The sequence below is a fragment of the Methylorubrum aminovorans genome, assembly GCF_022179725.1.
Classification (GTDB): domain Bacteria; phylum Pseudomonadota; class Alphaproteobacteria; order Rhizobiales; family Beijerinckiaceae; genus Methylobacterium; species Methylobacterium aminovorans.
The window spans coordinates 89,472-111,074 of the sequence record NZ_BPRC01000009.1; the positions used below are offsets into that span (position 1 = coordinate 89,472).

General features: G+C 69.5%; 25 protein-coding genes. 15 read left to right on the top strand and 10 right to left on the bottom strand.

The window, feature by feature from the left end; all coding sequences use genetic code 11:
• Nucleotides 1–3: 3 nt before the first annotated feature.
• Nucleotides 4–1,227 carry a TIGR03862 family flavoprotein gene (locus MFF24_RS14075; RefSeq protein ID WP_238225038.1) on the bottom strand — a complete coding sequence of 408 codons (1,224 nt, stop codon included), beginning with the start codon at nucleotides 1,225–1,227 and terminating at the stop codon, nucleotides 4–6.
• Between the two features lie 314 nt (nucleotides 1,228–1,541).
• Between MFF24_RS14075 and MFF24_RS14080 the strand changes: the two genes are divergently transcribed.
• Entirely contained in the window at nucleotides 1,542–2,567 is a 1,026-nt protein-coding gene (locus MFF24_RS14080; RefSeq protein WP_238225042.1) for a TerC family protein, read from the top strand.
• A 141-nt stretch (nucleotides 2,568–2,708) separates the two neighbouring features.
• Nucleotides 2,709–3,011: a hypothetical protein gene (locus MFF24_RS14085; protein ID WP_238225044.1), complete on the top strand. Its 303-nt coding sequence runs from the start codon at nucleotides 2,709–2,711 to the stop codon at nucleotides 3,009–3,011.
• 92 nt (nucleotides 3,012–3,103) lie between these two features.
• On the opposite strand, the gene MFF24_RS14090 is transcribed toward MFF24_RS14085, so the two are convergent.
• Complete coding sequence (locus tag MFF24_RS14090) at nucleotides 3,104–3,682, bottom strand: type 1 glutamine amidotransferase domain-containing protein (RefSeq protein WP_108938850.1); 579 nt, start codon at nucleotides 3,680–3,682, stop codon at nucleotides 3,104–3,106.
• Nucleotides 3,683–3,858: 176 nt separating this feature from the next.
• On the opposite strand from MFF24_RS14090, the gene MFF24_RS14095 reads away from it, so the two are divergent.
• Both MFF24_RS14095 and MFF24_RS14100 read left to right on the top strand, forming a co-directional pair.
• A complete protein-coding gene (locus tag MFF24_RS14095) occupies nucleotides 3,859–4,080 on the top strand; it encodes a hypothetical protein (RefSeq protein ID WP_238225045.1) in 222 nt (73 codons plus the stop codon).
• A gap of 193 nt (nucleotides 4,081–4,273) precedes the next feature.
• A complete protein-coding gene (locus MFF24_RS14100) occupies nucleotides 4,274–4,705 on the top strand; it encodes a translation initiation factor 2 (protein ID WP_238225047.1) in 432 nt (143 codons plus the stop codon).
• Nucleotides 4,706–4,738: 33 nt separating this feature from the next.
• Here MFF24_RS14100 and MFF24_RS14105 read toward each other — a convergent pair whose 3' ends face one another.
• Complete coding sequence (locus MFF24_RS14105; RefSeq protein WP_108938852.1) at nucleotides 4,739–5,128, bottom strand: hypothetical protein; 390 nt, start codon at nucleotides 5,126–5,128, stop codon at nucleotides 4,739–4,741.
• A 334-nt stretch (nucleotides 5,129–5,462) separates the two neighbouring features.
• Between MFF24_RS14105 and MFF24_RS14110 the strand changes: the two genes are divergently transcribed.
• Together MFF24_RS14110 and MFF24_RS14115 are read left to right on the top strand one after the other, a co-directional pair.
• Entirely contained in the window at nucleotides 5,463–5,672 is a 210-nt protein-coding gene (locus tag MFF24_RS14110; RefSeq protein WP_009866236.1) for a cold-shock protein, read from the top strand.
• A 213-nt stretch (nucleotides 5,673–5,885) separates the two neighbouring features.
• Complete coding sequence (locus MFF24_RS14115) at nucleotides 5,886–6,113, top strand: AsnC family transcriptional regulator (protein WP_108938853.1); 228 nt, start codon at nucleotides 5,886–5,888, stop codon at nucleotides 6,111–6,113.
• Nucleotides 6,114–6,189: 76 nt separating this feature from the next.
• Here the strand turns inward: MFF24_RS14115 and MFF24_RS14120 are convergent, their stop codons facing one another.
• Together MFF24_RS14120 and MFF24_RS14125 are read right to left on the bottom strand one after the other, a co-directional pair.
• Nucleotides 6,190–6,630, bottom strand: a complete 441-nt coding sequence (locus MFF24_RS14120) for a DUF1489 family protein (RefSeq protein WP_166058520.1) — start codon at nucleotides 6,628–6,630, stop codon at nucleotides 6,190–6,192.
• Nucleotides 6,631–6,690: 60 nt separating this feature from the next.
• On the bottom strand, nucleotides 6,691–7,959 hold the full coding sequence (locus tag MFF24_RS14125; protein WP_238225050.1) for a hypothetical protein: 1,269 nt from the start codon (nucleotides 7,957–7,959) through the stop codon (nucleotides 6,691–6,693).
• 166 nt (nucleotides 7,960–8,125) lie between these two features.
• On the opposite strand from MFF24_RS14125, the gene MFF24_RS14130 reads away from it, so the two are divergent.
• The 5 genes from MFF24_RS14130 to MFF24_RS14150 all read left to right on the top strand — a co-directional run bounded on the left by MFF24_RS14130 (nucleotide 8,126) and on the right by MFF24_RS14150 (nucleotide 13,398).
• On the top strand, nucleotides 8,126–9,331 hold the full coding sequence (locus tag MFF24_RS14130) for an MFS transporter (protein ID WP_238225051.1): 1,206 nt from the start codon (nucleotides 8,126–8,128) through the stop codon (nucleotides 9,329–9,331).
• Nucleotides 9,332–9,496: 165 nt separating this feature from the next.
• A complete protein-coding gene (locus MFF24_RS14135) occupies nucleotides 9,497–10,645 on the top strand; it encodes an ABC transporter permease (RefSeq protein WP_238225052.1) in 1,149 nt (382 codons plus the stop codon).
• 34 nt (nucleotides 10,646–10,679) lie between these two features.
• Nucleotides 10,680–11,516 carry an ABC transporter ATP-binding protein gene (locus MFF24_RS14140; protein ID WP_373322693.1) on the top strand — a complete coding sequence of 279 codons (837 nt, stop codon included), beginning with the start codon at nucleotides 10,680–10,682 and terminating at the stop codon, nucleotides 11,514–11,516.
• Between the two features lie 71 nt (nucleotides 11,517–11,587).
• Nucleotides 11,588–12,670 (top strand): MlaD family protein, encoded by a 1,083-nt coding sequence (locus tag MFF24_RS14145; RefSeq protein ID WP_238225053.1) that lies wholly within the window; start codon nucleotides 11,588–11,590, stop codon nucleotides 12,668–12,670.
• Nucleotides 12,671–12,789: 119 nt separating this feature from the next.
• Nucleotides 12,790–13,398 (top strand): ABC-type transport auxiliary lipoprotein family protein, encoded by a 609-nt coding sequence (locus tag MFF24_RS14150; RefSeq protein ID WP_238225054.1) that lies wholly within the window; start codon nucleotides 12,790–12,792, stop codon nucleotides 13,396–13,398.
• A 150-nt stretch (nucleotides 13,399–13,548) separates the two neighbouring features.
• On the opposite strand, the gene MFF24_RS14155 is transcribed toward MFF24_RS14150, so the two are convergent.
• Entirely contained in the window at nucleotides 13,549–14,367 is an 819-nt protein-coding gene (locus MFF24_RS14155; protein WP_238225055.1) for an inositol monophosphatase family protein, read from the bottom strand.
• Nucleotides 14,368–14,729: 362 nt separating this feature from the next.
• Between MFF24_RS14155 and MFF24_RS14160 the strand changes: the two genes are divergently transcribed.
• Nucleotides 14,730–15,230: a DUF6101 family protein gene (locus tag MFF24_RS14160; RefSeq protein WP_238225056.1), complete on the top strand. Its 501-nt coding sequence runs from the start codon at nucleotides 14,730–14,732 to the stop codon at nucleotides 15,228–15,230.
• A 31-nt stretch (nucleotides 15,231–15,261) separates the two neighbouring features.
• Here MFF24_RS14160 and MFF24_RS14165 read toward each other — a convergent pair whose 3' ends face one another.
• The 4 genes from MFF24_RS14165 to MFF24_RS14180 form a co-directional block, all read right to left on the bottom strand.
• Nucleotides 15,262–15,450, bottom strand: a complete 189-nt coding sequence (locus MFF24_RS14165; protein ID WP_108938861.1) for a ribosome modulation factor — start codon at nucleotides 15,448–15,450, stop codon at nucleotides 15,262–15,264.
• A gap of 66 nt (nucleotides 15,451–15,516) precedes the next feature.
• Complete coding sequence (locus tag MFF24_RS14170; protein ID WP_238225057.1) at nucleotides 15,517–16,311, bottom strand: hypothetical protein; 795 nt, start codon at nucleotides 16,309–16,311, stop codon at nucleotides 15,517–15,519.
• Nucleotides 16,312–16,377: 66 nt separating this feature from the next.
• Nucleotides 16,378–17,328 (bottom strand): 4-hydroxybenzoate octaprenyltransferase, encoded by a 951-nt coding sequence (gene ubiA / locus MFF24_RS14175; protein ID WP_238225058.1) that lies wholly within the window; start codon nucleotides 17,326–17,328, stop codon nucleotides 16,378–16,380.
• A gap of 21 nt (nucleotides 17,329–17,349) precedes the next feature.
• Nucleotides 17,350–17,781, bottom strand: a complete 432-nt coding sequence (locus tag MFF24_RS14180) for a hypothetical protein (protein ID WP_373322694.1) — start codon at nucleotides 17,779–17,781, stop codon at nucleotides 17,350–17,352.
• 496 nt (nucleotides 17,782–18,277) lie between these two features.
• Here MFF24_RS14180 and MFF24_RS14185 point away from each other — a divergent pair, with 496 nt between their 5' ends.
• The 3 genes from MFF24_RS14185 (at nucleotide 18,278) to MFF24_RS14195 (ending at nucleotide 21,602) form a co-directional block, all read left to right on the top strand.
• The gene (locus MFF24_RS14185; protein WP_238225059.1) at nucleotides 18,278–19,030 is read left to right on the top strand and encodes a 16S rRNA (uracil(1498)-N(3))-methyltransferase; all 753 of its coding nucleotides are present in this window, start codon (nucleotides 18,278–18,280) and stop codon (nucleotides 19,028–19,030) included.
• A 29-nt stretch (nucleotides 19,031–19,059) separates the two neighbouring features.
• A complete protein-coding gene (locus tag MFF24_RS14190; RefSeq protein WP_238225060.1) occupies nucleotides 19,060–20,076 on the top strand; it encodes an asparaginase in 1,017 nt (338 codons plus the stop codon).
• 155 nt (nucleotides 20,077–20,231) lie between these two features.
• The gene (locus tag MFF24_RS14195; protein WP_238225061.1) at nucleotides 20,232–21,602 is read left to right on the top strand and encodes a glutamate--cysteine ligase; all 1,371 of its coding nucleotides are present in this window, start codon (nucleotides 20,232–20,234) and stop codon (nucleotides 21,600–21,602) included.
• The last annotated feature ends 1 nt before the right edge of the window (nucleotide 21,603 follow it).

Consider the following 21,603-nt stretch of genomic DNA (forward strand, 5'->3'; position numbering starts at 1 on the left):
GGCTCAGGGCTGCCGATCGAGCCAGGCGAGCATCCCCTTCGCCGCCGCCCGGCCGCTGGCGAAGGCAGCCTGGAGCAGGTAGCCGCCGGTCGGCGCCTCCCAATCGAGCATCTCGCCGGCCAGGAACAGGCCGGGCCGCGCCCGCAGCATGAACTGCGCGTCGAGTTCGCTGAAGGCGACGCCGCCCGCCGTCGAGATCGCCCGCGCGATCGGCGCAGGCGCGCCGAGCCTCAGGGGCGCCGCCTTGATCGCGGCTGCCAGCGCGGCGGCTTCCGACGGCAGAGCGTTGGCGTGTGCCTCGCGCAGCAGGCCGATCGCGGCCGGGCTGAGCGAGGCTGCCTTGCGCAGGCGGGTGGAGAGACTTTCGCCGGGCCGGCTTTTGGCGAGACGCGCCGTCAGCGCGCCCGCATCGAGATCCGGGCGCAGGTCGAGGACGAGTTCGGCGACGCCGTCGCGCTCCACCGCCTCGCGGATCGGCCGCGAGAGCGCGTAGATCACGCCCCCTTCGATGCCGTCCGCCGTGGCGACGGCCTCGCCTCGGGCGCTGGTGGCACCGATGCGCGCGGCGAGGCGTTTGAGCGGCTCGCCCGCGAAGCGCCCGGCGAAATGCGCCGACCACGCGACGCGGAAGCCGACATTGGCGGGCCTGAGGGGCGCGACGGCGACACCACTCTCCTCCAGTAGCGGAACCCAGGCCCCGTCCGATCCGAGCCGCGGCCAGCTCGCCCCGCCGAGCGCGAGCAAAGCCGCCCGCGGCCGGACGACCTGCGCCTCCTCCGGCGTTTCGAAGCGCAGCGCACCCTCCTCCAGGCCGACGAGCCGGTGCCGGGTGCGAATCACGACTCCGAGCCTGTCGAGGCGGGCGAGCCAAGCGCGCAGCAGCGGCGAGGCCTTGAAGCTTTCCGGGAAAACCCGGCCGCTCGATCCGACGAAGGTGGGCTGCCCCAGTTCGTCGCACCACGCCCGCAGCGCGTCGGGCGGATAGGCCTCGACCGCCGCCGGCAGGCGCGGATCGACCGGGGCGTAGCGTTCCAGAAAGTCCGGCATCGGCTCGGAATGGGTCAGGTTGAGCCCGCCGCGCCCGGCGATGAGCAGCTTTCGGCCGACCGATGGCATGCGCTCGTAGACCGTGACCGGCCGTCCCGCGCCGGCCAACCACTCCGCCGCCGCCAGTCCCGCCGGGCCCCCGCCGACGATGGCGATTCCGTTCTCTCGATCCGCATCCATGGTCCGCGGCAGGGCCCGGAGCGAGCCCCGCTGTCAAGCGGAACGGATTCGAAAATCCGTCATTCGCTTTGTGGATGATGGCCAGGGATGAAAATCGCGCTGCCCTTGATTCGACGCGATCTCCTCTCTAACTGCCCGGCATCGGCTGCGGGCCCCTCTGGCGGAACGCGCACCGTGCTCCTCGCGACGCTCCCGGACTTCCGGTGAGACCATTCGTCCGCCGGTTCGGCGGCCTGTTCGAGAGAGGCGCGGCAGACGCTTCCGCGATGTCGGAGCCGATGCTCTCCCGAAAGTGAAGCATCCGGTCCCGCGCGATGATGATGGAATTTTTCACCCACGAGTGGCTCGGCAAGCCCGTCTGGATGTGGCTCGGCTTCCACGCCTTGGTGGCCGGCCTGCTCGCCTTCGATCTCGGCCTGCTCCACCGAGACAAGAACCACGAGATCGGCGTGAAGGAGAGCCTGCTCCTCACCGCCTTCTACTTCACCCTCGGCCTCGCCTTCGGCGGCTGGATCTGGTGGATGCTCGGCTTCGACCCGGCTCAGGAATACGTGACCGGCCTGGTGATCGAGAAGTCGCTGTCGATGGACAACGTCTTCGTGATTGCGGTGATCCTCACCTCGCTGGGCGTGCCGCGGGCGGCCCAGCACCGGGTGCTGGTCTGGGGCATCCTCGCCGCCGTGCTCCTGCGCGGCCTAATGATCGGGCTCGGCTCCGCCCTCGTGCAGCAGGCGCACTGGGTGCTCTCGGTCTTCGCTGTCTTCCTGCTCTATATCGGCATCAAGATGCTCGTCTCGAAAGAGGAGGACGAGCAGGACATCCAGAACAGCACCTCCATGCGCCTGCTCAAGAAGTGGGTCCGCATCACCGAGAAGCCGGAGGGGCAGCACTTCATCGTCCGCAAGCCCGACCCGAAGACGGGCAAGATTGTGCGCTGGCTGACGCCGCTCGCCGTCGCGCTGGTGCTCGTCAACATCGCGGACGTAATCTTCGCCGTCGACAGCGTGCCGGCGATCTTCGCGATCACCACCGACCCGTTCATCGTCTACACCTCGAACATCTTCGCCATCCTGGGCCTGCGCGCGCTCTACTTTGCGCTTGCGGCGATGGTAGACCGCTTCGCCTACCTGAAGACGGCGCTCGCCCTGATCCTGCTGTTCATCGGCGCCAAGATCATCGTGGCCGACACGCTCGACCTGATCCACCTGCCGCCGTGGGTCTCGCTCCTCGTGACCCTGGTCCTTCTCACCTTCGGTGTCGTCTACAGCCTGTGGCGCACCCGCGCCGCGGCGGAGCCGGAAAACCAGAAGCCCCCGGCGGAAATCGCACACAGAACCTAAGGTGGCCTTCGATCCGTGCCGGCGCCTTCCCGATCCGGCACGCTGCGCCGGCAGGGTCTCGGACGGTTCGTTCACGATCTTGCGCGATGCTGGGGACAGGCCGGGGAACCGGCTGCGTCCCCAGTGTTTTCGGGCTCGACCATGCGGCGTTTCCTGACCGGCGGCATCAAGGCGATCCTGGCCATCGCCGTCCTCTCCACCGCCGCCCATTGGGCGATGCGGGTCCAGCGCGACCCCGCTTCTCCGGCCCTGCCGGTTGCGGCGCTGGCCGATCCCGTCACCACCGGCTCCATCAGCTCCCAGAAGTCCGAGCGCCCGGCCGTTCAGGCGGCGGTCGTACCGGGGAGCCTCGGTGGCGGTCTCGACCAGGACCACCTCGCCAAGCTGATGGCCGGCGCCGCCTCGGACCGGCCGAAGCTGCAGAAGGCCGTCGCCAAGCGCTGATGCCAAAACGCTGAGCGTCGATTCAGGTCTCCGCGGGCGTAAAAAAGCCGCCGACCCGAGGGGCGGCGGCCTTGTCGTGCGAGAGCGTGCGATCAGGCGGCGAGCTGGCGCGGCTCGTGGCGGCCTTCCTTCACCTCCTCGACGATCTTGGCGCAGAAGGCCTCGAGGTCGCCGGGATTGCGGCTGGTGATGATGCCGTTGTCCGTCACGACTTCCTTGTCCTGCCAGTCCCCGCCCGCGTTGATCACGTCGGTCTTGATCGAGGCGAACGAGGTCAGGGTGCGCCCCTTGACCGCTCCGGCCTCGATCAGCAGCCACGGACCGTGGCAGATCGCGGCCACGACCTTGCCGGAGGTGACGAAGCTTCGCACCACCTCCAGCGCCTTCGGCTCGAGGCGCAGCTTGTCCGGGTTGATCTGCCCGCCCGGCAGAACCAGGGCGTCGTAATCTGCCGGGTTCACGCTCTCCAAGTCGAGATCGACCGGCACGTCCTTGCCCCAATCGGTCTTGTCCCAGCCGCGGATCGTGCCCTTCGACTGGCGCGATTGCGGGCTTGCCACGGTGACCTTGGCGCCGGCCTCGTTCAGCTTCGCTTGCGGCACCGTCAACTCGCTCTCCTCAAAACCGTCGGTGGCGACGATGAGGATCTTGGCCTCGCGAATATCGGGCATTGTGTTGGCTCCGTCTGTATCGGGAGGATTGCCGGGCCAACCGGTCGCCCGGAGCGAGGTTCCGAGCACGGCGACAGCGTCGCACCCGGGCCGGTGACGCTCGAACCAGGAACGGAACCGGACCGAGGGGCACGTGTTGGACCGCCACTGCCCGAAACCAACGAAGGAGGCGGTCCATGGCCAATCCTGGCATTCCGACCCCCGAGCCCACCCCCGGCGGCCAGATCCCCGGCGATCTCCCGCCGCCGCCACAGCCCGACGATCAGCCCGATATCGGCCCGACCGGCCCGCGCACGCCCTATCCGGTCGATGATCCAGGCGTGGACGAGCCGCGCGGCCCGGGCTCCGAACCGGACTACCTGCCCGGCGGACCAACGGATCCGGGCATCCGAATGTGATCCGAAACGGATGCAACCTGCGCCGTGCCCCATCCACGGATTGGGGCGCGTTCAACTTATGTTACATTTGCGTCACGACGTCCTGAAGCTGCAGGATTTTCCCGCCATCCGGCATTCTGCACGCTTGTGTTGAGACGCGCTCGTCTCGACAACCATCCCCACCACACGCAGAGGCGGCTGGGGATATGAGGGCATGGTCAAGCAAGGTCTGGCTGCCGCGCTCGTCGCGGTGAGCGTCGCCGCGTGCGGAAGCGTCACGCGCGGCACCAGTGAGTTGGTCGCCTTCACGTCTGAACCGCCCGGCGCCTCCATTGCGACCACGACGAACCGGTTCTGCCCGGCCACGCCCTGCGCCCTCGACATCCCGCGTTCGGAAGAATTCGACGTGACCTTCGCGAAGCCGGGCTTCCGGCCGCAGACGGTGCCGGTGCGGACCAAGGTGGTGGGCACGGGCGCCGCCGGCTTTGCCGGCAATGTCCTGGCAGGCGGCGTGATCGGGATGGGGGTCGATGCCTATACCGGTGCGGCCATGGATCACACGCCCAACCCCGTCGCCATCACCCTGGTGCCGGATGCCCTGCCGAGCGCGGAGCGCACGCGCCGGCGTCGGAAGCCGGAGGTCTGATCGAAGACCTGCCCAAGGCTGCAGAAAACGGCCTCAATGGCCGCCATGCGAGGTCCTGACATCCCGCGGCGCGGCCAGAATCTCGCTGAGGCTGGCGGCCACGTGGCGGGCCTCCTCGTCGGTCAGGCGGAGTTGGAACGGCGGCAGCGCGCCGGCCTGGAGCGCCACCACCGCCTGCCCCTGCTCGTCGGTGCCAACCTCGATGGCCGAAGAGGTCACGTCGAGCATCGCGACTTCCTCGTCGCCGTTCTCATCGGGCAGGTCGACCTCGCCGTCGTCGTCGATGGCGGTGAGGAGCTGGCCGACGGCGCGCACGAGGGCGCGGGCGGCGCGGGCGTCCATGACCACCGCCGTCGACTGGTCGTCCTTCTGGAACGAGAGCTGGATGTTCGCGCCTTCGAGGGAAACCGAGATGCCCGCCATGAACCGCCTGACCGCACTGCCTTGAGGGCGGTCCCGTAACCGCCTGGATTGACGTTCATATATGCATCGGCCCCGCGCTTTGTCACAGGGTGGCTGGGGCAGGACTCCGGGCTCGGATCAGGAGGGCCGCGCGGGGCCGCGCGCCGTCGGCCGCTCATTCTGCCTTGTTAAGGCCGCATCGGCGGCCTACATACAGTTCTGACGGCCGCGGCGAGGCGAAAGGCTTCGATTGATCCGCACACCGCCCGTCATCCCGCAAAATCGGCGGACGATGCCACGTGCTCGCTTCGAGCAGATGCTTGCGCTTGGCGTTTGAAGAACGAAGGAACTATTCGTGGATACTGGGACTGTTAAGTGGTTCAACGAGACCAAGGGCTACGGCTTCATCCAGCCGGATAACGGCGGCAAGGACGTGTTCGTCCACATCTCCGCCGTCGAGCGCGCCGGCCTGCGCAACCTCGTCGAGGGCCAGAAGGTTTCCTACGAGGTTCTGACCGACAAGCGCAGCGGCAAGGACGCGGCTGGCAACCTTCAGGCGGTCTGATCCGCCTCGGGGCCGGCGCAGAGCCGGCCCGACCGTGCCACTCGAGCGCCGGAACGGCGCCCATGGGCCGGGAGCCCCCGGGAACACGTGTCCCAGGGGTGCCTTATGGCGGACGCCGCCGACAAGCGAAACAACCAAACCCAAAACAACCAGAAACGACGCCGGCCACGCCGAAACGAAGGCGCGGGATCCGGTGAGAAAGATAGAAAGCAAATGACGATCGAGTTCAGGCGCCATGAGAGCGCTATTTCGCCGGTGACCAACACGGCGACCTTTCGGGTGGGCAGCCTGGTCGACACACAGGCGCGCAACGCGCAGGCCGACCTCAGCCACCTCATCGACGCTTCCTACGAGTACCACTCCCCGCGCGAACTGCGCTGGCACCTCGCCGACCGGCTCGGGATCACCCCGGCCGCCGTGCGACTGAAGGAAGCGGCCTAACCGCACCGGCCTCGCCCCCTTCGGAGCGAGGCCATCCAGGCTGCCGCCGGGACAAGCGGCCGCCTCGACAATTCTCTCAAATCAAACCCAGCGCGGCCAGTTCGCGCCGCAAGCTCTCGGGCATCTCGGCGACCTCGCCGGCACTGGCCCGGTCGAGATCGGCCGGCGCATCGCGGGCCTCAAGATAGCGCCAGCCCTGAAACGGGCGGCAGGGACGCGGCGAGACCGGCATCACCACCGGATCGAGAACGAGGCGACACCGGTCGATCCCATCGCTGCCCGTGACCGGCTCGATGGCGCGGATCGCCTGCCGACAGCTCAGCGTCCCCTTCATCACCCAGTAGATCGAGCCGCCGCCGGCAATGGCCTGCGCTCGTTTGGGGAACATGCGGGTGACGTGCGCCGTCACCGGCTCCTGGCCGAGGCGCAGAGCCTCGGCCCGGTTATGGGCGATCCGTGCCTCCAGCTCCTCGATGGAGGCGGGACCGACGCAAAGCTTCAGAAGATGCAGGGCCATGACGCGGGCCCGTATAGACCCAATCGGCGACGATGACGCGCGCGACGGCCCGCCGCGCCCTTAGGCGAACAGCGCGATCTTCTCCTCGATGCTCAGCGTATCGAGATCGGGAAAGGCGAAGGCGAGGTCATCGTCGTCCCCCGGCGCGATGGCTGCCACGACCAGGGGCTGAGCCACCGGCATGACCGTTTCAGACGCGGCCTGGGGGGTAAGATCGGCCGGTGCATCAGCCTCGCCGGCCAACTCCATCTCTTCTTGCGCGAATGCCTCGGCGACGGCTTCCGCCTCTTCCGCCTCCAGCGCAAGACCGAGCGCGCTCTCGGCGTCCTCCGCTTCGATCGCCTCCTCGGCCCAAGCCGTGTCGAGGATCACCGGATCGGCTTCCGCCACCGGTTCGGCAGCGTCGGCGTCCGCGGCGTCGACGCTCAGCGTCTTCAAAGCCGCGAGGTCGGCCGAGATTTCGTCGGCCAGCAGCATGGCGGGGGAGATCGTCTCGAGCGGCGCCTGCGCGGCCGGCTCCTCTTCGCCCAAAAACCCCTCTTCGTGCTCCGGAAGGGGCTCCTGCGGGACAGTTTCCGGCAGAAAGGCGAGGTCGTTGTCGAGAACCACGACCGGCAGCGGCGGCCGGGTCGCCTGAGGTGGCACGGGCGCCGCTTCCATGTCGAGGAAGCGGTCGACGTCGCTCTGGTCGAGGGCTGCCGCAGCCTCCGCATGTGCATGCGGGTCGAGGACCGGCACCGCGTCGTCGGGATTGCCCCAGATCCCGATCATCGAGGCGATGCGACTCTCGAGATAGCGCAGGGTATGCACCACGCGGCTGGTGCGCTGCGCCGTGAGATCCTGGAACGAGCAGGCGGTGTAGATCTGCGTGGCGTGCCGATCGAGGGCGTCGCAGAGCTCGGAATCGACTCCGGTCTCGCGCAGCGTCCAGGCGGCTTCCTGCACCTCTTCCGCGGCACTCAGAATGTCGGAGGTCGCCCGCTCGGTGGCGCGCACGATCGCGTCGAGGGCCTCCGACGCTACGGTCAGGCGGCTTTCGCCCTGCTCGGCCGTCGAGAGGGCGGCCACCTCGGCGCGGGTGCGGGCGATGGCGTCGGCCATCTCCATCAGGTCGCCGCGGAAGCGCCCGACATCGTCCGGCCGTTCCGTCGTCGTGACGACGTTCTCGATGCGCCGGATCGCGTCCAGCAGCACCTCGGTATCGGCGTTGCGGTTGCGGCGGGCATATTCTGTGAGAAACCACCGGCCGCGTTCGGTCTCCCGGACGGCGTCCTCGATGGCATCGTATTGCGACGCGTCCAGCGGCGTCAGGGAACGGGAACTCGACATCACACCCCGCACAGACTCGGCCCCGCCGCGAGGCGTGCCGCGACCATTGACGGTCGATGCGAGATTGACAGGCGCGCTTTAACGGCGGCTTACGCTTTCGCGCGCTTCGCCCCGCCGCGCGACGTTTTCTGCCGATAAGAGGGGCGGCCCGCCTCGCCGCGATCCCGTGACACGCACAGCTCCGATCGGTGAGCCCGATCCCGTCCGGCTCGGCCTCCTCTACGCCGTGGTCTTCGTGGAGATCGGCATTGCCATGCCGTTCATGCCCGTCTGGCTCGGCGCGCTCGGGCTCGATGCCGGGCTGATCGGCCTGCTGCTCGCCCTGCCGATCGCCACCAAGGTCATCGCGACGCGGCCCCTGATGGGGCTGATCGACCGCGGCGTGCGCCCGCGCACCCTGCTCGTCGCCGGCAGTCTGACCCTGGCGGTGAGCTACGCCCTGATGCCCGTAGCGGCTGCCATCGCCGCAGCGCTGCTCGTCCCGCTGATCGTCGCAAATGCCGTGGCGCAGGCGCCGCTGGTGCCGAGCATCGACTACCTCACGCTCGCCGCCGCCCGCCGCTCGAAGCGGATCGATTACGCCCGCATCCGGCTCTGCGGCTCCGTCGCCTTCCTCGCCGCCAACCTCGCGGGCGGCGCGCTGCTCGGCGTGCTGGGCGATCAGGTCGCGGTGCCGCTGCTGCTCACCGGGCTCGCCCTCGTCGCGACCGTCGTCGCCGCCTCCGGTCCGGAGGCCGGGCCGGCCGTCTCGCGCTCCGCCGAGACGGGGGTCTCCCCGCCCCTGCCGCGGGTGCTTCGGCTCTCCATCGCCGCGGCGGCGCTGATCCAGGCGAGCCACGCGGCGATCTATGCCTTCGGCAGCCTCGACTGGGCGCGCCACGGCGTCTCGCCCCCCTGGATCGGCACGCTCTGGGCGCTCGGCGTCGCCGCCGAGATCGCGCTATTCGCCGTGGTCGGCCGCTTTCCCGCCCGCTGGCGCAGCCCGTTCCGCCTGCTCGGCCTCGGCGGGGGCGCCGCCCTTCTACGAGCCGTCGGTCTCAGCCTCGCGGACGGCGACCTCGCTCTGCTGCTGCCGCTCCAGATGCTGCACGGCCTCACCTTCGGCGCGACCCATCTCGGCGTCATGGCGGCGGTGTCCGGCTTCGCGCCGGAGGGCGCCCGCGGCCGGGCGCAGGGGACGGTCGGCGCCTCGACCGCCCTCGTCTCGGCGGTGGCCACGCTGGCCTGCGGCGCGGTCTACGGCGCGTTCGGCGGTCCCTCGACCTTCCTGATGATGGCGCCGCTGGCGCTCGCCGGCCTCGTCCTCGTCGCGCTGGCGCAACGCATCCATGATCCCCGCCGATTTGGCGGCGGCTCACCCCATACGGTATAGGCCCGATCTTGGGATTCCAGAGGGAACCTCCCTTTGGCGGGGTATCGGGGCGGCGTCCCGATCAGCGGCTTGGCCCGCCGCAGCGTCGAAACCGACGGATCGGATTCGACGCATCTTGGTAAGGATTTCGTTTCAAGAGTTTCGGAGCGGAAGCGGGAGCGGCGCGTGCGGATCGCAGACGGCTCAAGCATCGTGGAAACTGCGGGCGCCGACCTCGATGCGGGCGGCGGCCGCGTGATGCTGCGCGGCCGCTGGACCGCGGATCAGGGTCCGGCGGTGGAGAGTGCCTCGGCGCGCATTGCCGCTCAGGGCCGATCCCAGCCGGTGCTGGTGGATCTCAGCGGATTGGTGCGCCTCGATACCCTCGGCGCCTGGGTCCTCGAGCGGACCCGCGCCGAGATCGAGGCGGCGGGCGGGCGGCTCGCCTATGCCGGCGCACGACCGGAGCACCGCATTCTGCTCGGCGAGATGGGCCTGCGCGAGCCCGAGCCGGCGCCGCGCGATACGCGCAACGTCGGACTGCGCTTCCTCGATTCCACCGGCCGGCGCGTGGCACAGGGCGGCGGCGAGATCCTGGCCGGCATCGCCTTCCTCGGCGAGGTGGTGGCCGCCGCCGGCCGGGTCGCGCGCCGGCCGCAGACCTTCCGCATGGCGGCGCTGGTCAACCAGCTCGAACAGGTGGCGCTGCGCGGCGTGCCGATCATCGTGCTGATCTCGTTCCTGGTCGGCGGCATCGTCGCGCAGCAGGGCATCTTCCAGCTCCAGCGCTTCGGCGCGCAGAGCTTCGTCGTGAACCTGATCGGCCTCCTGATCCTGCGCGAACTCGGGGTGCTGCTCACCTCCATCATGGTGGCGGGCCGCTCCGGCTCGGCCTTCACCGCCGAGATCGGCTCGATGCGGATGCGCGAGGAGGTCGACGCGCTGCGCGTCATGGGCCTCGACCCGATCGAGATCCTGATCCTGCCGCGCATTCTCGCCCTCGTGATCGGCCTGCCGATCCTGGCCTTCCTCGGCTCGCTCGCCGCGCTCGCCGGCGGCGGCCTCACCGCTGCGATCTATGGCGGTATGACCGTCGACGCCTTCCTGGCGCGACTCCAGGCGGCGGTATCGTTCCACCATTTCGCGGTCGGGCTGATCAAGGCGCCGTTCATGGCGCTAACGATCGGGATCATCGCGACGATCGAGGGTTTCGCGGTTCAAGGCTCGGCGGAATCGCTCGGGCGCCACGTCACCGCCTCAGTCGTCAAGTCAATCTTTATGGTGATCGTGCTCGACGGCCTGTTCGCGGTCTTCTTCGCCGCGATCGATTTCTAGCCTCATGCGGACGGAAGACGGTCGGACAGCGCCCTTGACCACCCCTCACCTTTCCTTGAACGGGCAGGAGCCCGGCCAAAGCGACGCGATCATTCGCGTGCGCGATCTCGTGGTCGGCTTCGGCCACCGCACGGTGATGAAGGGGCTCGACCTCGACATCCGCCGCGGCGAGATCCTGGGATTTGTCGGCCCCTCAGGCCAGGGCAAGTCGGTGCTCACCCGCACCATTCTCGGGCTGGTGCCGAAGCGCTCCGGCACGATCGAGATCTTCGGCGAGGATGTGGACGGGCTTACCGTCGCCCGGCGTCGCCAGTTGGAGCAGCGCTGGGGTGTGCTGTTCCAGCAGGGCGCGCTGTTCTCTGGATTGACCGTCAAGCAGAACATCCAGATGCCGATGCGCGAGCATCTGAAGCTCTCCGAGCGCCTGCTCGACGAGTTCGCCCGCCTCAAGATCGAAATGGTCGGCCTCAAGCCGGATGCGGCCGACAAGTACCCCTCGGAACTCTCCGGCGGCATGATCAAGCGCGCGGCGCTGGCCCGCTCGCTGGCGCTCGACCCCGAGATCCTGTTTCTGGACGAGCCGACCTCGGGCCTCGACCCGATCGGCGCGGGCGAGTTCGACGATCTCGTCTCGACCCTGAAGAAGACGCTCGGGCTCACCGTCTTCATGGTGACGCACGACCTCGACAGCCTCTACACCGCCTGCGACCGCATAGCGGCGCTCGGCGATGGCCGGATCATCGCGGCAGGGACGATCGAGGAGATGCTGGCGAGCGACCACCCTTGGCTGCGCTCCTACTTCCACGGCAAGCGCGCCCGCGCGCTGACCACGCCGGCTCAGGCCGTGCCGCCGGGTTACGCCCATGCGTAAAGCCCCGATAATCGCCCACGGTGCGGTTGCGCACCGCTTCGCCCCCTCGGATCGGGATTAGGCTTGAGCCGATGGAGACTCGCGCAAACTACGTGCTGATCGGCGCCTTCACCATCGGCGTCGTGCTGGCCGCCTTCGGCTTCGTGTTCTGGCTCCAGGGCGGCTCGCGGGGGCAGGCGACCCAGGCGATCCGCATCGTGTTCTCCGGCTCGGTCGGCGGACTGGCCAAGGGCTCGACCGTGTCGTTCAACGGCATCAAGGTCGGCGAGGCGCTCGAAGTGCGCCTGCTGCCGCAGGATCCGCGCCGGGTCGTCGCCGTGGTGCAGGTCGATCCCTCGACCCCCTTGCGCGCCGACACCCGCGCGCGCCTCGATTCCGCGATGCTGACCGGCGTCTCGCAGATCGCGCTCTCGGGCGGCAGCGCCGACGCACCGGCGCTCACGCCGGGCTCGGGCGACAAGATGCCGACGATCTTCGCCGATTCGAGCGACATCCAGGACATGATGGCGGCGGCCAAGCAGATCGCCCAGCGCGCCGACGACGTGCTCCAGCGCCTCGACAAGGTGGTGGCCGGCAACGAGGGCGCGATCAACCGCACGCTGGCCAATGTCGAGGCTTTCTCGAAGACGCTGGCGGATGCCGGTCCTTCGATCGCCGGGCTCGTCAAGGCGGTGGACGGCCAGCGCCTCAACCGCGTGATCGAGAACGCCGACACCTTCTCGACCGCGCTCGCCAATTCGAGCCCCGACATCGAGGCTGGCCTTCACGACGCCCGCGCGCTCGCGGCCAAGCTGAGCGCCTCCGCCGACCGGATCGACGGCGTGCTCAAGGGCGCCGAGGGCTTCCTCGGTTCGGCCTCTGGCCAGCAGGGCTCGGGTACCTTTGCCGAGATCCGCGAGGCGGCAATCTCCGTGCGCGAGGCCGGCAAGGCGTTCCGTGCGCTCTCGGAGAATCTCGACAAGCGCACCGCCAATATCTCGACGAGCTTCAACCGCCTGTCGGGCACGAGCCGCCGCGAGGTCGAAGCGCTGTCGACCGACGGCCAGCGCACGCTCAACACCCTGAGCCGTGCCGCCCGCAGCCTGGAGCGCGACCCGTCGCAGGTGATCTTCGGCGGCAAGCCGTCGTTGCCGGAATACAACGGTGGCCGCTGAGCGACGCGGATTCAGGAGGATGTGTCAGCACGCACGGCACAGCTTGGGCGTTGGCGTATGCTCTTACGTGCTAGAGGGAAGGTAGCCTCCCCGACAGCGTATGGACGGTGCCCGAGCGTATGACGCGTCTATCTCCCTCGCCTGCCCTTCCGGGTCGCCTTCTGCGGGCGGGTGCCCTGCTCGCGCCGCTCGCGCTCCTCGGCGGCTGCGGCGGCGGCACACCGCTCACCTTCGATCTCGCTGCCCTGCCGGGGCAGGCCCGCGCCGGTACTGCTGCGCGCTCCATCGTCGTGTCCGAGCCCGTCGGCCTGCAGCCGATGGAGGCCGACCGTATCATCGTGCGCGAGCCCGGCGGCTCCCTCTCCTTCCTCGGCGGCGGCCAGTGGGCCGACCGCTTGCCGCGCCTGATCCAGACACGGGTGATCCAGAGCCTGGAGAATACCGGCCGCCTGCGCTCGGTCTCGCGGCCCGGCGACAAGGTGCCGTCGGACTACCAGCTCGTCAGCGAGATCCGCGAGTTCGACATCAACTCCGGCACCGGCGAGGCGGTGGTCGACCTCTCGGCCAAGCTGATCGCCGAGGGCAGCGGCCGGGTCGTCAACGCCCGCGTCTTCACTGCGCGCGTCCCGGTGCAGAAGGTCGATCCGCAGAGCGCCGCCGCCGGTCTCGATGCGGCGCTGAGCCAAGTGCTCGCCGACCTCGTTCGGTGGGTAAATACGAGCCGGTAGAGTGCATCGGTGTCCCGGCGCAGGATGGGCTGCGCCGCGAGGGCAAGAAGGGACTGAACCGACACCGGTCATTGCGAGGCGAAGCTGTGGCAATCCAGGGCTCCGCACGGCCCGTAGGTCGCGCGTTGGATCGCTTCGGCCAACGCGCGATCAGGCGTCTAAGGCCGCCAGCGCGGCGTCGCGCAGGGGGAGCGGCACGGCGATCAGCTCGCCGTGGCGCGGCTCCGGGCGGTTGTAGACCGCCGGCCGCCCTTTCAGGTCGCAGACCGCCCCGCCCGCCTCGCGGACGATGAGGTCGGCGGCGGCCAGATCCCAGTCCCGCGCATCCCGCGACACGAGGCCGAGATCGATCCGTCCCTCGGCCACCCGTGCGAGCCGCAGGGCCAGCGACGGCACCCGCTCGATCACCGTAACCGATGGCCTGGGTCCGAGACGGGCCGCGCCGTCGAGCAGACGATCCTGGAACGGCTTCGGGCCGGTGACGCGCGCACCCTCCAGCGTCTCCTGCGGCGCGACGCGGATCGGCGTTCCGTTGAGGGTCGCGCCCTCGCCCGCAACCGCCTCATAAAATTCGTCCGTCGCCGGCGCGAAGACGCCGCCGATCACCGGCTCGCCCCGCGACAGCAGCGCCACCGCGATCGACCAGTCCGGATGTCCCGACAGGAAGGCGCGGGTGCCGTCGATCGGATCGACGATCCAGACGAGGTCGTGGCCGAGCCGCACCGGGTCGTCGCTGGTCTCCTCCGAGAGCCAGGCGGCCCGCGGCTCGATCTGCGACAGGCGGACCTTGAGGAAGGCGTCGACGGCGACGTCGGCTTCGGTGACCGGCGACCCGCCGGCCTTGGACCAGACCCGCGCGCTCGTGTGCTCTCCTTTCCGGAAGGCAGGCAGCGCGAGCGCGGCGGCCTCCCGCATCGCGTCGTGCAGCACGGGCCGCAGCGCCGCGAAGGAGGATGTCGTCTGGGTCATGGATCCGGTCGGAGCCGTTCGTGCGAGGCCGGCCTCATGCCGATTGAACGGCGCCGACGCCCCTTCGTTCTAGGGCATTGATCGGAAAAGTGGCCATCGGTTTTCGGAAACGCAGCGATGCAAGGTCGGTTGCCGCACCCCGGCGACGGTCGATGCCGCGCCGCGACAGCCCGGCGGTCAACGAGGTTACCGGCATTTCTACCAATCCCGGCAAGGGTCCGTTGAGCATCCGACAGGCTTCAGCTCGATCCACGAACGCTTAACGCTCACTCTTAAGGCGCCTTGGGGGAGACGACTGGCACTGTGCTTGTCAGATCAGCGCGTCCGACAGAGACCGCGACACGGGATAGGGCGTCGAACCGATGATGACTTTCAAGATCGCGAATCTGAACTGTCGGCCCGGCTGCGATGAGGCCAACTCGCAGAGCATCGAGGCTCCTGTGATGCTGCTGCCGGCTCTCGGCGCGACCTATGGCAGCGGCAAGCCCGCCGGCGTGGCCCTGTCCTTCGCCGACGATGCGGCCGATGCCTGCGGCGAGGATCGCTTCGCCCTGCTCCTCGTCGACGGCGAGGGCGAGGTGGCGATGCGGCTCGGTCCGTTCCCCGAAGAGGATGTCGTGGCGGTGTGGCGCGACATCTCGAGCAAGGGCGGCCTCGCCCGGATGCTCCTGCGCGAGGACGGCGACATCGTCCCGGTCTCGCAGCAACTCGGCCCGGTCGTGCTCGGCAAGGGCCGCCAGCGCCGCCGCCACGCCGCGCTGAGCGGACGCCGCCCGCGCTTCCTCGTGCGGCGCAAGACCGCCCGCCTCCCGGCCCGGCCCTGCATCCACCGGGGCGAGAGCGAGATTATTTCGCGGAGCTGAGGCGGCTGCCCGCCTCAACCCGTTTGCTGCATCACCCCTTGTCGAGCGGGCCGTCCGGCGCGCGGTCGGCCGGGGCGCCGTCATAGCCCTCGAACCACTCGGTGCGCTCGGGCGAGTTCAGCGGATAGGGGCAGGCGTCGCGCGGGCGTCCCTGGTTGCGGGCGCGCGCGCCTTCCGCGATCGGATCGGCGGGGGGTCGGTGCGGATCTGTCTCACTCATGCGACCGGATATGGCGCGTGGCCCGTCGCCAGCGAGTCCCCGACACCGGCTTTCCTCACCCCCACTTCAGCCGACGACCAACTCGGCTCCGTACTCGATGAAGGTGGCGAGATACTCCTCGTAGTAGGCGTTGTTCCAGACGGCCTCGTCCATACAACCTTCGCGGCTCGCAGCATCCGACGTTACGCGGCAGAGAGCATGCACCCGCCGCGCATTTCGCGTCAGCCTCCCGGCATGTTCATGGAAACGGCTGATCTCGATCCGAACGCCGGCGACATCGAGTTCATCGCAAAGGACGTTGCGCAGCTCGCCAACGGTCGAGCCCATCGTGCATCCCGGCCCGAAGAGGCCGTGTCCGATACGGATGGGGATCTCGTCGAAGTACCTGACGCTGGCCGCATCGATGCAGGCGGCATCCTCCGTGCGGCGCATCGGGCCCTGCACGGTCGGCGGGAACATCCGACAGGCGGAGAGATAAGCCTCGATCTGCCTGTAATGGCGGAAGGCCGGCACCGCACAGGGCGTGCCGCGGGATCGAGCCTTGAGGAGGCTTTCGAAGATCCCGATCGTGGCAACATCGAGCTTTCTCTGGAAGCCTGCCGTGATCGTCATGATCTCCCCTTCGACGCCGAGTGTCGCCAAGCCGTCGAAGATCGGGCGGTCGTCGAGCCGGAGTTCGAGATCGACCACGTCGTTGACCGGAATGAACCCGGATGCGTTGGGATCATCGGCATCCAGCAGGACATGCAGCCGATGTGATTCGGCGCAGGACCCCTCCTCGCCCAGCAGCCGGGCGGTCAGGCGGCGCCCCCGTCCGGGTCCGTCGAGGATCGCGACGCCGATCGTCGGATTGGTCGTCATCACGCCGGTCCGGGCTTGGTGATCGAGAAGGGTCGGCAGGCGGATCCCGGCCCGGCCGCGATTCGTTCAGTGCCAGCCCTGCCACAGCGCGTCGGCGGCCAGCCCCGCGAACAGGATGAGCCCCGCGTTGCGGTTCGAGCGGAACAGTGCCAGGGCGCGCGCCCCGTCGCGCTCGGAGAGCTGCACCACTTGGCCGGCGAGATGGGCGGCGAACAGCGCGAGCCCGAGCCAGCTCAAGGGCCCGGCCCCGGCACCGAGCAGAGCCGGTACGAACAGGGCGACGGTGCCCGCGTAGCAGAGCCCAACCGCGCGGCGCAGCCGTGCCCCGAACAGCCGGGCCGAGGAGTGGATGCCGACGATCTCGTCGTCCTCGATGTCCTGCACCGCGTAGATCGTGTCGTAGCCGACGATCCAGAGGATCGTGCCAGCGTAGAGCCATAGGGCCGGTGCGTCGAGGCGGCCGAACACGGCGACCCACCCCATCAGCGCGCCCCAGCCGAAGGCGAGGCCGAGCACCGCCTGCGGCATCGGCATCACCCGCTTCATGAACGGGTAGATCGCCACTGGCGCCAGCGAGAGCATGCCGACGAGGATCGCCGTCGCATTGAATTGCAGCAGCACCGCGAGGCCGACCAGCGCCTGCGCCACGAGGAAGGCGGCGGCCTGCTTCGTCGTCACCTGCCCCGAGGGCAGCGGGCGCGAGCGGGTGCGCTCGACCTGCGCATCGAGCTTGCGGTCGGCGATATCGTTGTAGGTCGAGCCGGCGCCGCGCATCGCCACGGCGCCGATCAGGAACAGCACGAGGTGGCCCGGATGGGGACCGGGATTTCCGGCGGCGATGGCAGCGAGCGCCGCCGACCACCAGCACGGCAGCAGCAGCAGCCACCAGCCGATCGGCCGTTCGATCCGGGCGAGCCGCAGATAGGGCCGCGCCGCCGCCGGCGCGAGCCGGTCGGCCCAATGGCCGGCGACCGCGTCGGCGACGCGGCCGGAGCCGGGCTCGGAGGGAGAGGGCAAGAGTGAGGCGGCGCTGGCGGGTTAGAGCGCACCCTGCGGCATGCGGAACGAGCCGGACAGGCCGGGGCCGCCGAGCAGGCCGCCGCCACCGCCGCCGTTCTGCGCCTGGGCCTTGGCCTGGGCTTCCATCTTCGAGGCCTGGGCGGCGATACCGCAGACCTTGGTGCGGATCGTCGCGACCTTGTTGTGGTCGGCCTTGAAGCCTTCCGAGAACGAATCGGGGATCGAGCACCATTCCTTGTTGGCGGTGATCCACTTGATGCCGGTGGTGCCGTTGGCCTGAAGCTGGCCGAACAGGGAGCAGGCCTCCTGCGGCGTCATCTTCTTCTTGGAGTTCGAAGCCGAGTTGGCCTTGGCCACGAGGTTCTTGCGCTCGATCAGGGTCTTCTGGATCGCGCTGCAATCGGTCCCCGCCTGCTGCGGCACGGACTGGGCGGGCGCGGCCGGGGCCATCGGCGCGGGGATGCTCATTGGCGCACCGGCCGAGGGCGCGGGCTCGGCGGGGGTGTCCATCGACGGCAGCGGCATGCCACCCATGCCGCCCATGCCCTGGGCTACGGCCGGCCCGGCCAGCAGCACAAGGCCGAGCAGAGCGGCGGCGGTCTTTGTCGGTGCAGTTATCCTGGCAGACATTCGGCCCGGTCCTTCTCCCCGCATGCCGCGACGGGTGTGCCCCCGATCCCGCAGCGCCTACCCGGCGCGGGCCCCCGGCGCTTGACGCGACGGGACCGGCTGGGAGGCTTGAACGTGTTTCGATGCGGCAGTCTTCTGCGCACGGGATTGTGGCGCCAATGGTGCGTTCCGCCGCTCCGGGGCCACGAGCGTGGGAAACACCGCGAAACCCGCCGCGCGTGGCATTTTCGCACCACCCTCCGCGAGGAGCCGAACGGGGCTCCGATTGACAGCCGATGGCGACCACGCGACGAGACCATCCTGCTTGCGAGAGACTATGGCCGCCTACGATTTCACCGCCCCGCGCCTGTTCGTCGAAGCGGATCTGGCGGAAGGGATCGTCCTGCCGCTGGAGCGTGCGCAGGCGAACTATCTGCTCACCGTGCTGCGCCGCGCCGAGGGCGAACCCGTCCTGTTGTTCAACGGGCGCGACGGCGAGTGGCGCGCCGAGATCGTGCCGCAGGGACGCAAGAGCGCGGATCTGCGGGTCGTGGCGCAGACTCGGCCGCAGCCGGCTTCGGCCGACCTGCACTACCTGTTCGCGCCCCTGAAAACGGGGCGCCTCGACTACATGGCGCAGAAGGCGGTGGAGATGGGGGCCGGGCGCCTCCAGCCGGTCTTCACCCGCTTCACCCAAGGCGAGCGGATCAAGCTCGACCGGCTCCAGGCCAACGCGATCGAGGCGGCCGAGCAGTGCGGCATCCTCGCGATTCCCGAAATTGGCGAGCCGGACCGGCTCCCGGCCTGCCTTGATGCGCTGGAGCCTGAGCGCCTGCTCGTGTTCTGCGACGAGGACGCGCCCGTCACCGATCCGGTGGCGGCCCTGCGAGGCGCGGCCGACCCGGCCAACCCGCCGCCGCTCGCCGTGCTGGTCGGCCCCGAGGGCGGGTTCCACGCAGAGGAGCGCGCCTTGATCGCAGCCCGCCCCAATACGGTCGCCCTCTCGCTCGGTCCGCGCATCCTGCGGGCGGATACGGCCGCCGTGGCGGTGATGGCGCTGGTGCAGGCGGTGCTCGGCGACGCGCGGTGATCCGGCCCGATTCGAGGATGTCTTAAAGAATGACGCTGCCCCGCATCCTCCTCCTGTCCCTGGGCGGGACGATCACCATGACCCGGAGCCTCGAGGGAGGGATCGTGCCGACCCTGACGGCCGCCGACCTCGCGGCCTCGGTGCCGGGGCTCGCCGCGGTGGCGCAGATCGAGACGCGCTCGCCTCTGCGCCGGCCGAGCGCAGGGCTCACCCTCGACGACCTGATCGGCGTGGCGCGCACGCTCGACGCACGCCTTGCGGGTGATTGCGACGGCGCAGTGGTGATCCAGGGCACCGACACGATCGAGGAAACCGCGTTCGTCCTCGACAGCCTGATCGCCGGCAACAAGCCCGTCGTCGTCACCGGAGCGATGCGCGGTCCGGAGAGTGCCGGGGCGGACGGGCCGGGCAACCTGCTGGCCGCGACCATCGTCGCGGGGAGCGCGGCGGCGCGGGGGCTGGGCGTGCTCGCTGTCCTCAACGACGAGGTCCACGCCGCCCGCCTCGTGCAGAAGACCCACACCGCCCTCCCCTCGGCCTTCCGCTCGCCGTTGGCCGGCCCCCTCGGCCTCGTGATCGAGAGCGAGGCCCGGATCTTCATGCGTCCGCAACGGGCCCCCGTCGTCTCCGGATCGTTGGGCGACGAACCAGTCCCTGTGGCGCTCCTGAAGATGGGCATCGGCGACGATGGGCGTCTGCTCGCCGCCCTGCCGGACCTCGGCTTCCGCGGCGTCGTGATCGAGGGGATGGGCGCGGGCCACGTCCCGGAGCCCCTCGCCGAGATCGTCTCCAGCCTGGTCGAGCAGATTCCCGTCATCCTCGCCTCACGCGCGGAGACGGGCCCTGTGTTCTCGCGCACATACGGTTATCCCGGCGGCGAGATCGATTTGCTCGCCCGCGGCGTGCTCTCGGCCGGCATCCTGTCGGGGGTGAAGGCGCGGCTGCTGCTCCAGATCCTCCTTCGGGCCGGCGTCGATCGGGCGGTCTACGCCCCGTACTTCGCGGATCCGGGATCACCGGGTTTGACGCCGCAAACAGAAGCTTGAGGCATGTCTGCCATGCGGTCGGCGGGCGCGTTGTTCAGTCTTGCGGCGTCCTCTAAGGACACGACATCCGGTGAGGCCGCTGCCGGCCCCGTCCGGTGGCGGATCCTCGGCGCGCCGCTGATACCCTTCGACCGACGTTACCTTCGAGGCAGCGCATGGCGCGCGACACGTCCGACACGACCCCGCTGACCACGCGGGACGAACTGATCGCGTGGTTTTCCGCGGGCGAGAAGCCGCGCGAACGCTTCGCCATCGGCACCGAGCACGAGAAGATCCCGTTCTACACGGCCGATCACGCGCCTGTGCCCTACGAGGGCGAGCGCGGCATCCGGGCGCTCCTGGAAAACCTCGGCCGCGAAACCGGCTGGGAACCGATTCTCGATGGCGGCAACATCATCGGGCTCGCCAACAACGAGGGCGGCGGCGCGATCTCGATCGAGCCGGGCGGCCAGTTCGAACTCTCCGGCGCGCCACTGCCCGACATCCACGCGACGGCGACCGAGCTCGACGAGCATCTCGCCGCGACGAAGCGCGCGTCCGAACCGCTCGGCATCGGCTTCCTCGACCTCGGCATGAGTCCGAAATGGACCCGCGAGGCGACGCCGCAGATGCCCAAGAGCCGCTACCGCATCATGCGCAACTACATGCCGAAGGTGGGCAAGCTCGGCCTCGACATGATGCTGCGCACCGCGACCGTGCAGGTGAATGTCGACTTCGCCTCCGAGGCCGACATGGTGCGGAAGATGCGCGTCAGCCTTGCGCTCCAGCCCGTCGCCACCGCGCTATTTGCCAATTCCCCCTTCACCGACGGGCGGCCCAACGGCTTTCTGTCGCGCCGCTCCGAGATCTGGCGCGACACCGACGCCGACCGCACCGGCATGCTCCCCTTCGCCTTCGACGAGGGCTTCGGCTACGAGGCCTATGTCGACTGGCTGCTCGACGTGCCGATGTATTTCGTCAAGCGCGGCGAGACCTACCACGACGTCGCCGGCGCCTCGTTCCGCGACCTGATGGACGGGCGCCTCGCGCAATTGCCGGGTGAGCGGGCGACCGTCTCGGACTGGGCCAATCACGCCTCCACCGTCTTCCCGGAAGTGCGCCTCAAGCGCTTCCTCGAGATGCGCGGTGCCGATGTCGGCGGTCCCGCGATGATCGCGGCGCAGTCGGCCTTCTGGGTCGGGCTCCTCTACGACGAGACTGCGCTCTCCGCGGCCTGGGATCTCGTGCGCGGCTGGTCCGCCAGCGAACGGGAATCGATCCGTGCCGCCGTGCCGCGGCTCGGGCTGCATACCAGCATCGGCGGACGCTGCCTCGGTGCGGTCGCGGCGGAAGCGCTGGCCATCGCCCGCAGCGGCCTGCAGGCGCGGGCGCGCCGCGACGGGAACGGGCGCGACGAGGCGGTCTATCTCCAGCCCCTGGAAGCGATCATCGCCGCCGGGCGCAGCCACGCCGAGGATCGGCTCGCCGATTACGAGGGCCCATGGGAAAAGTCGGTGGATCCGGCCTTCACCGCCTGCACGTTCTGAA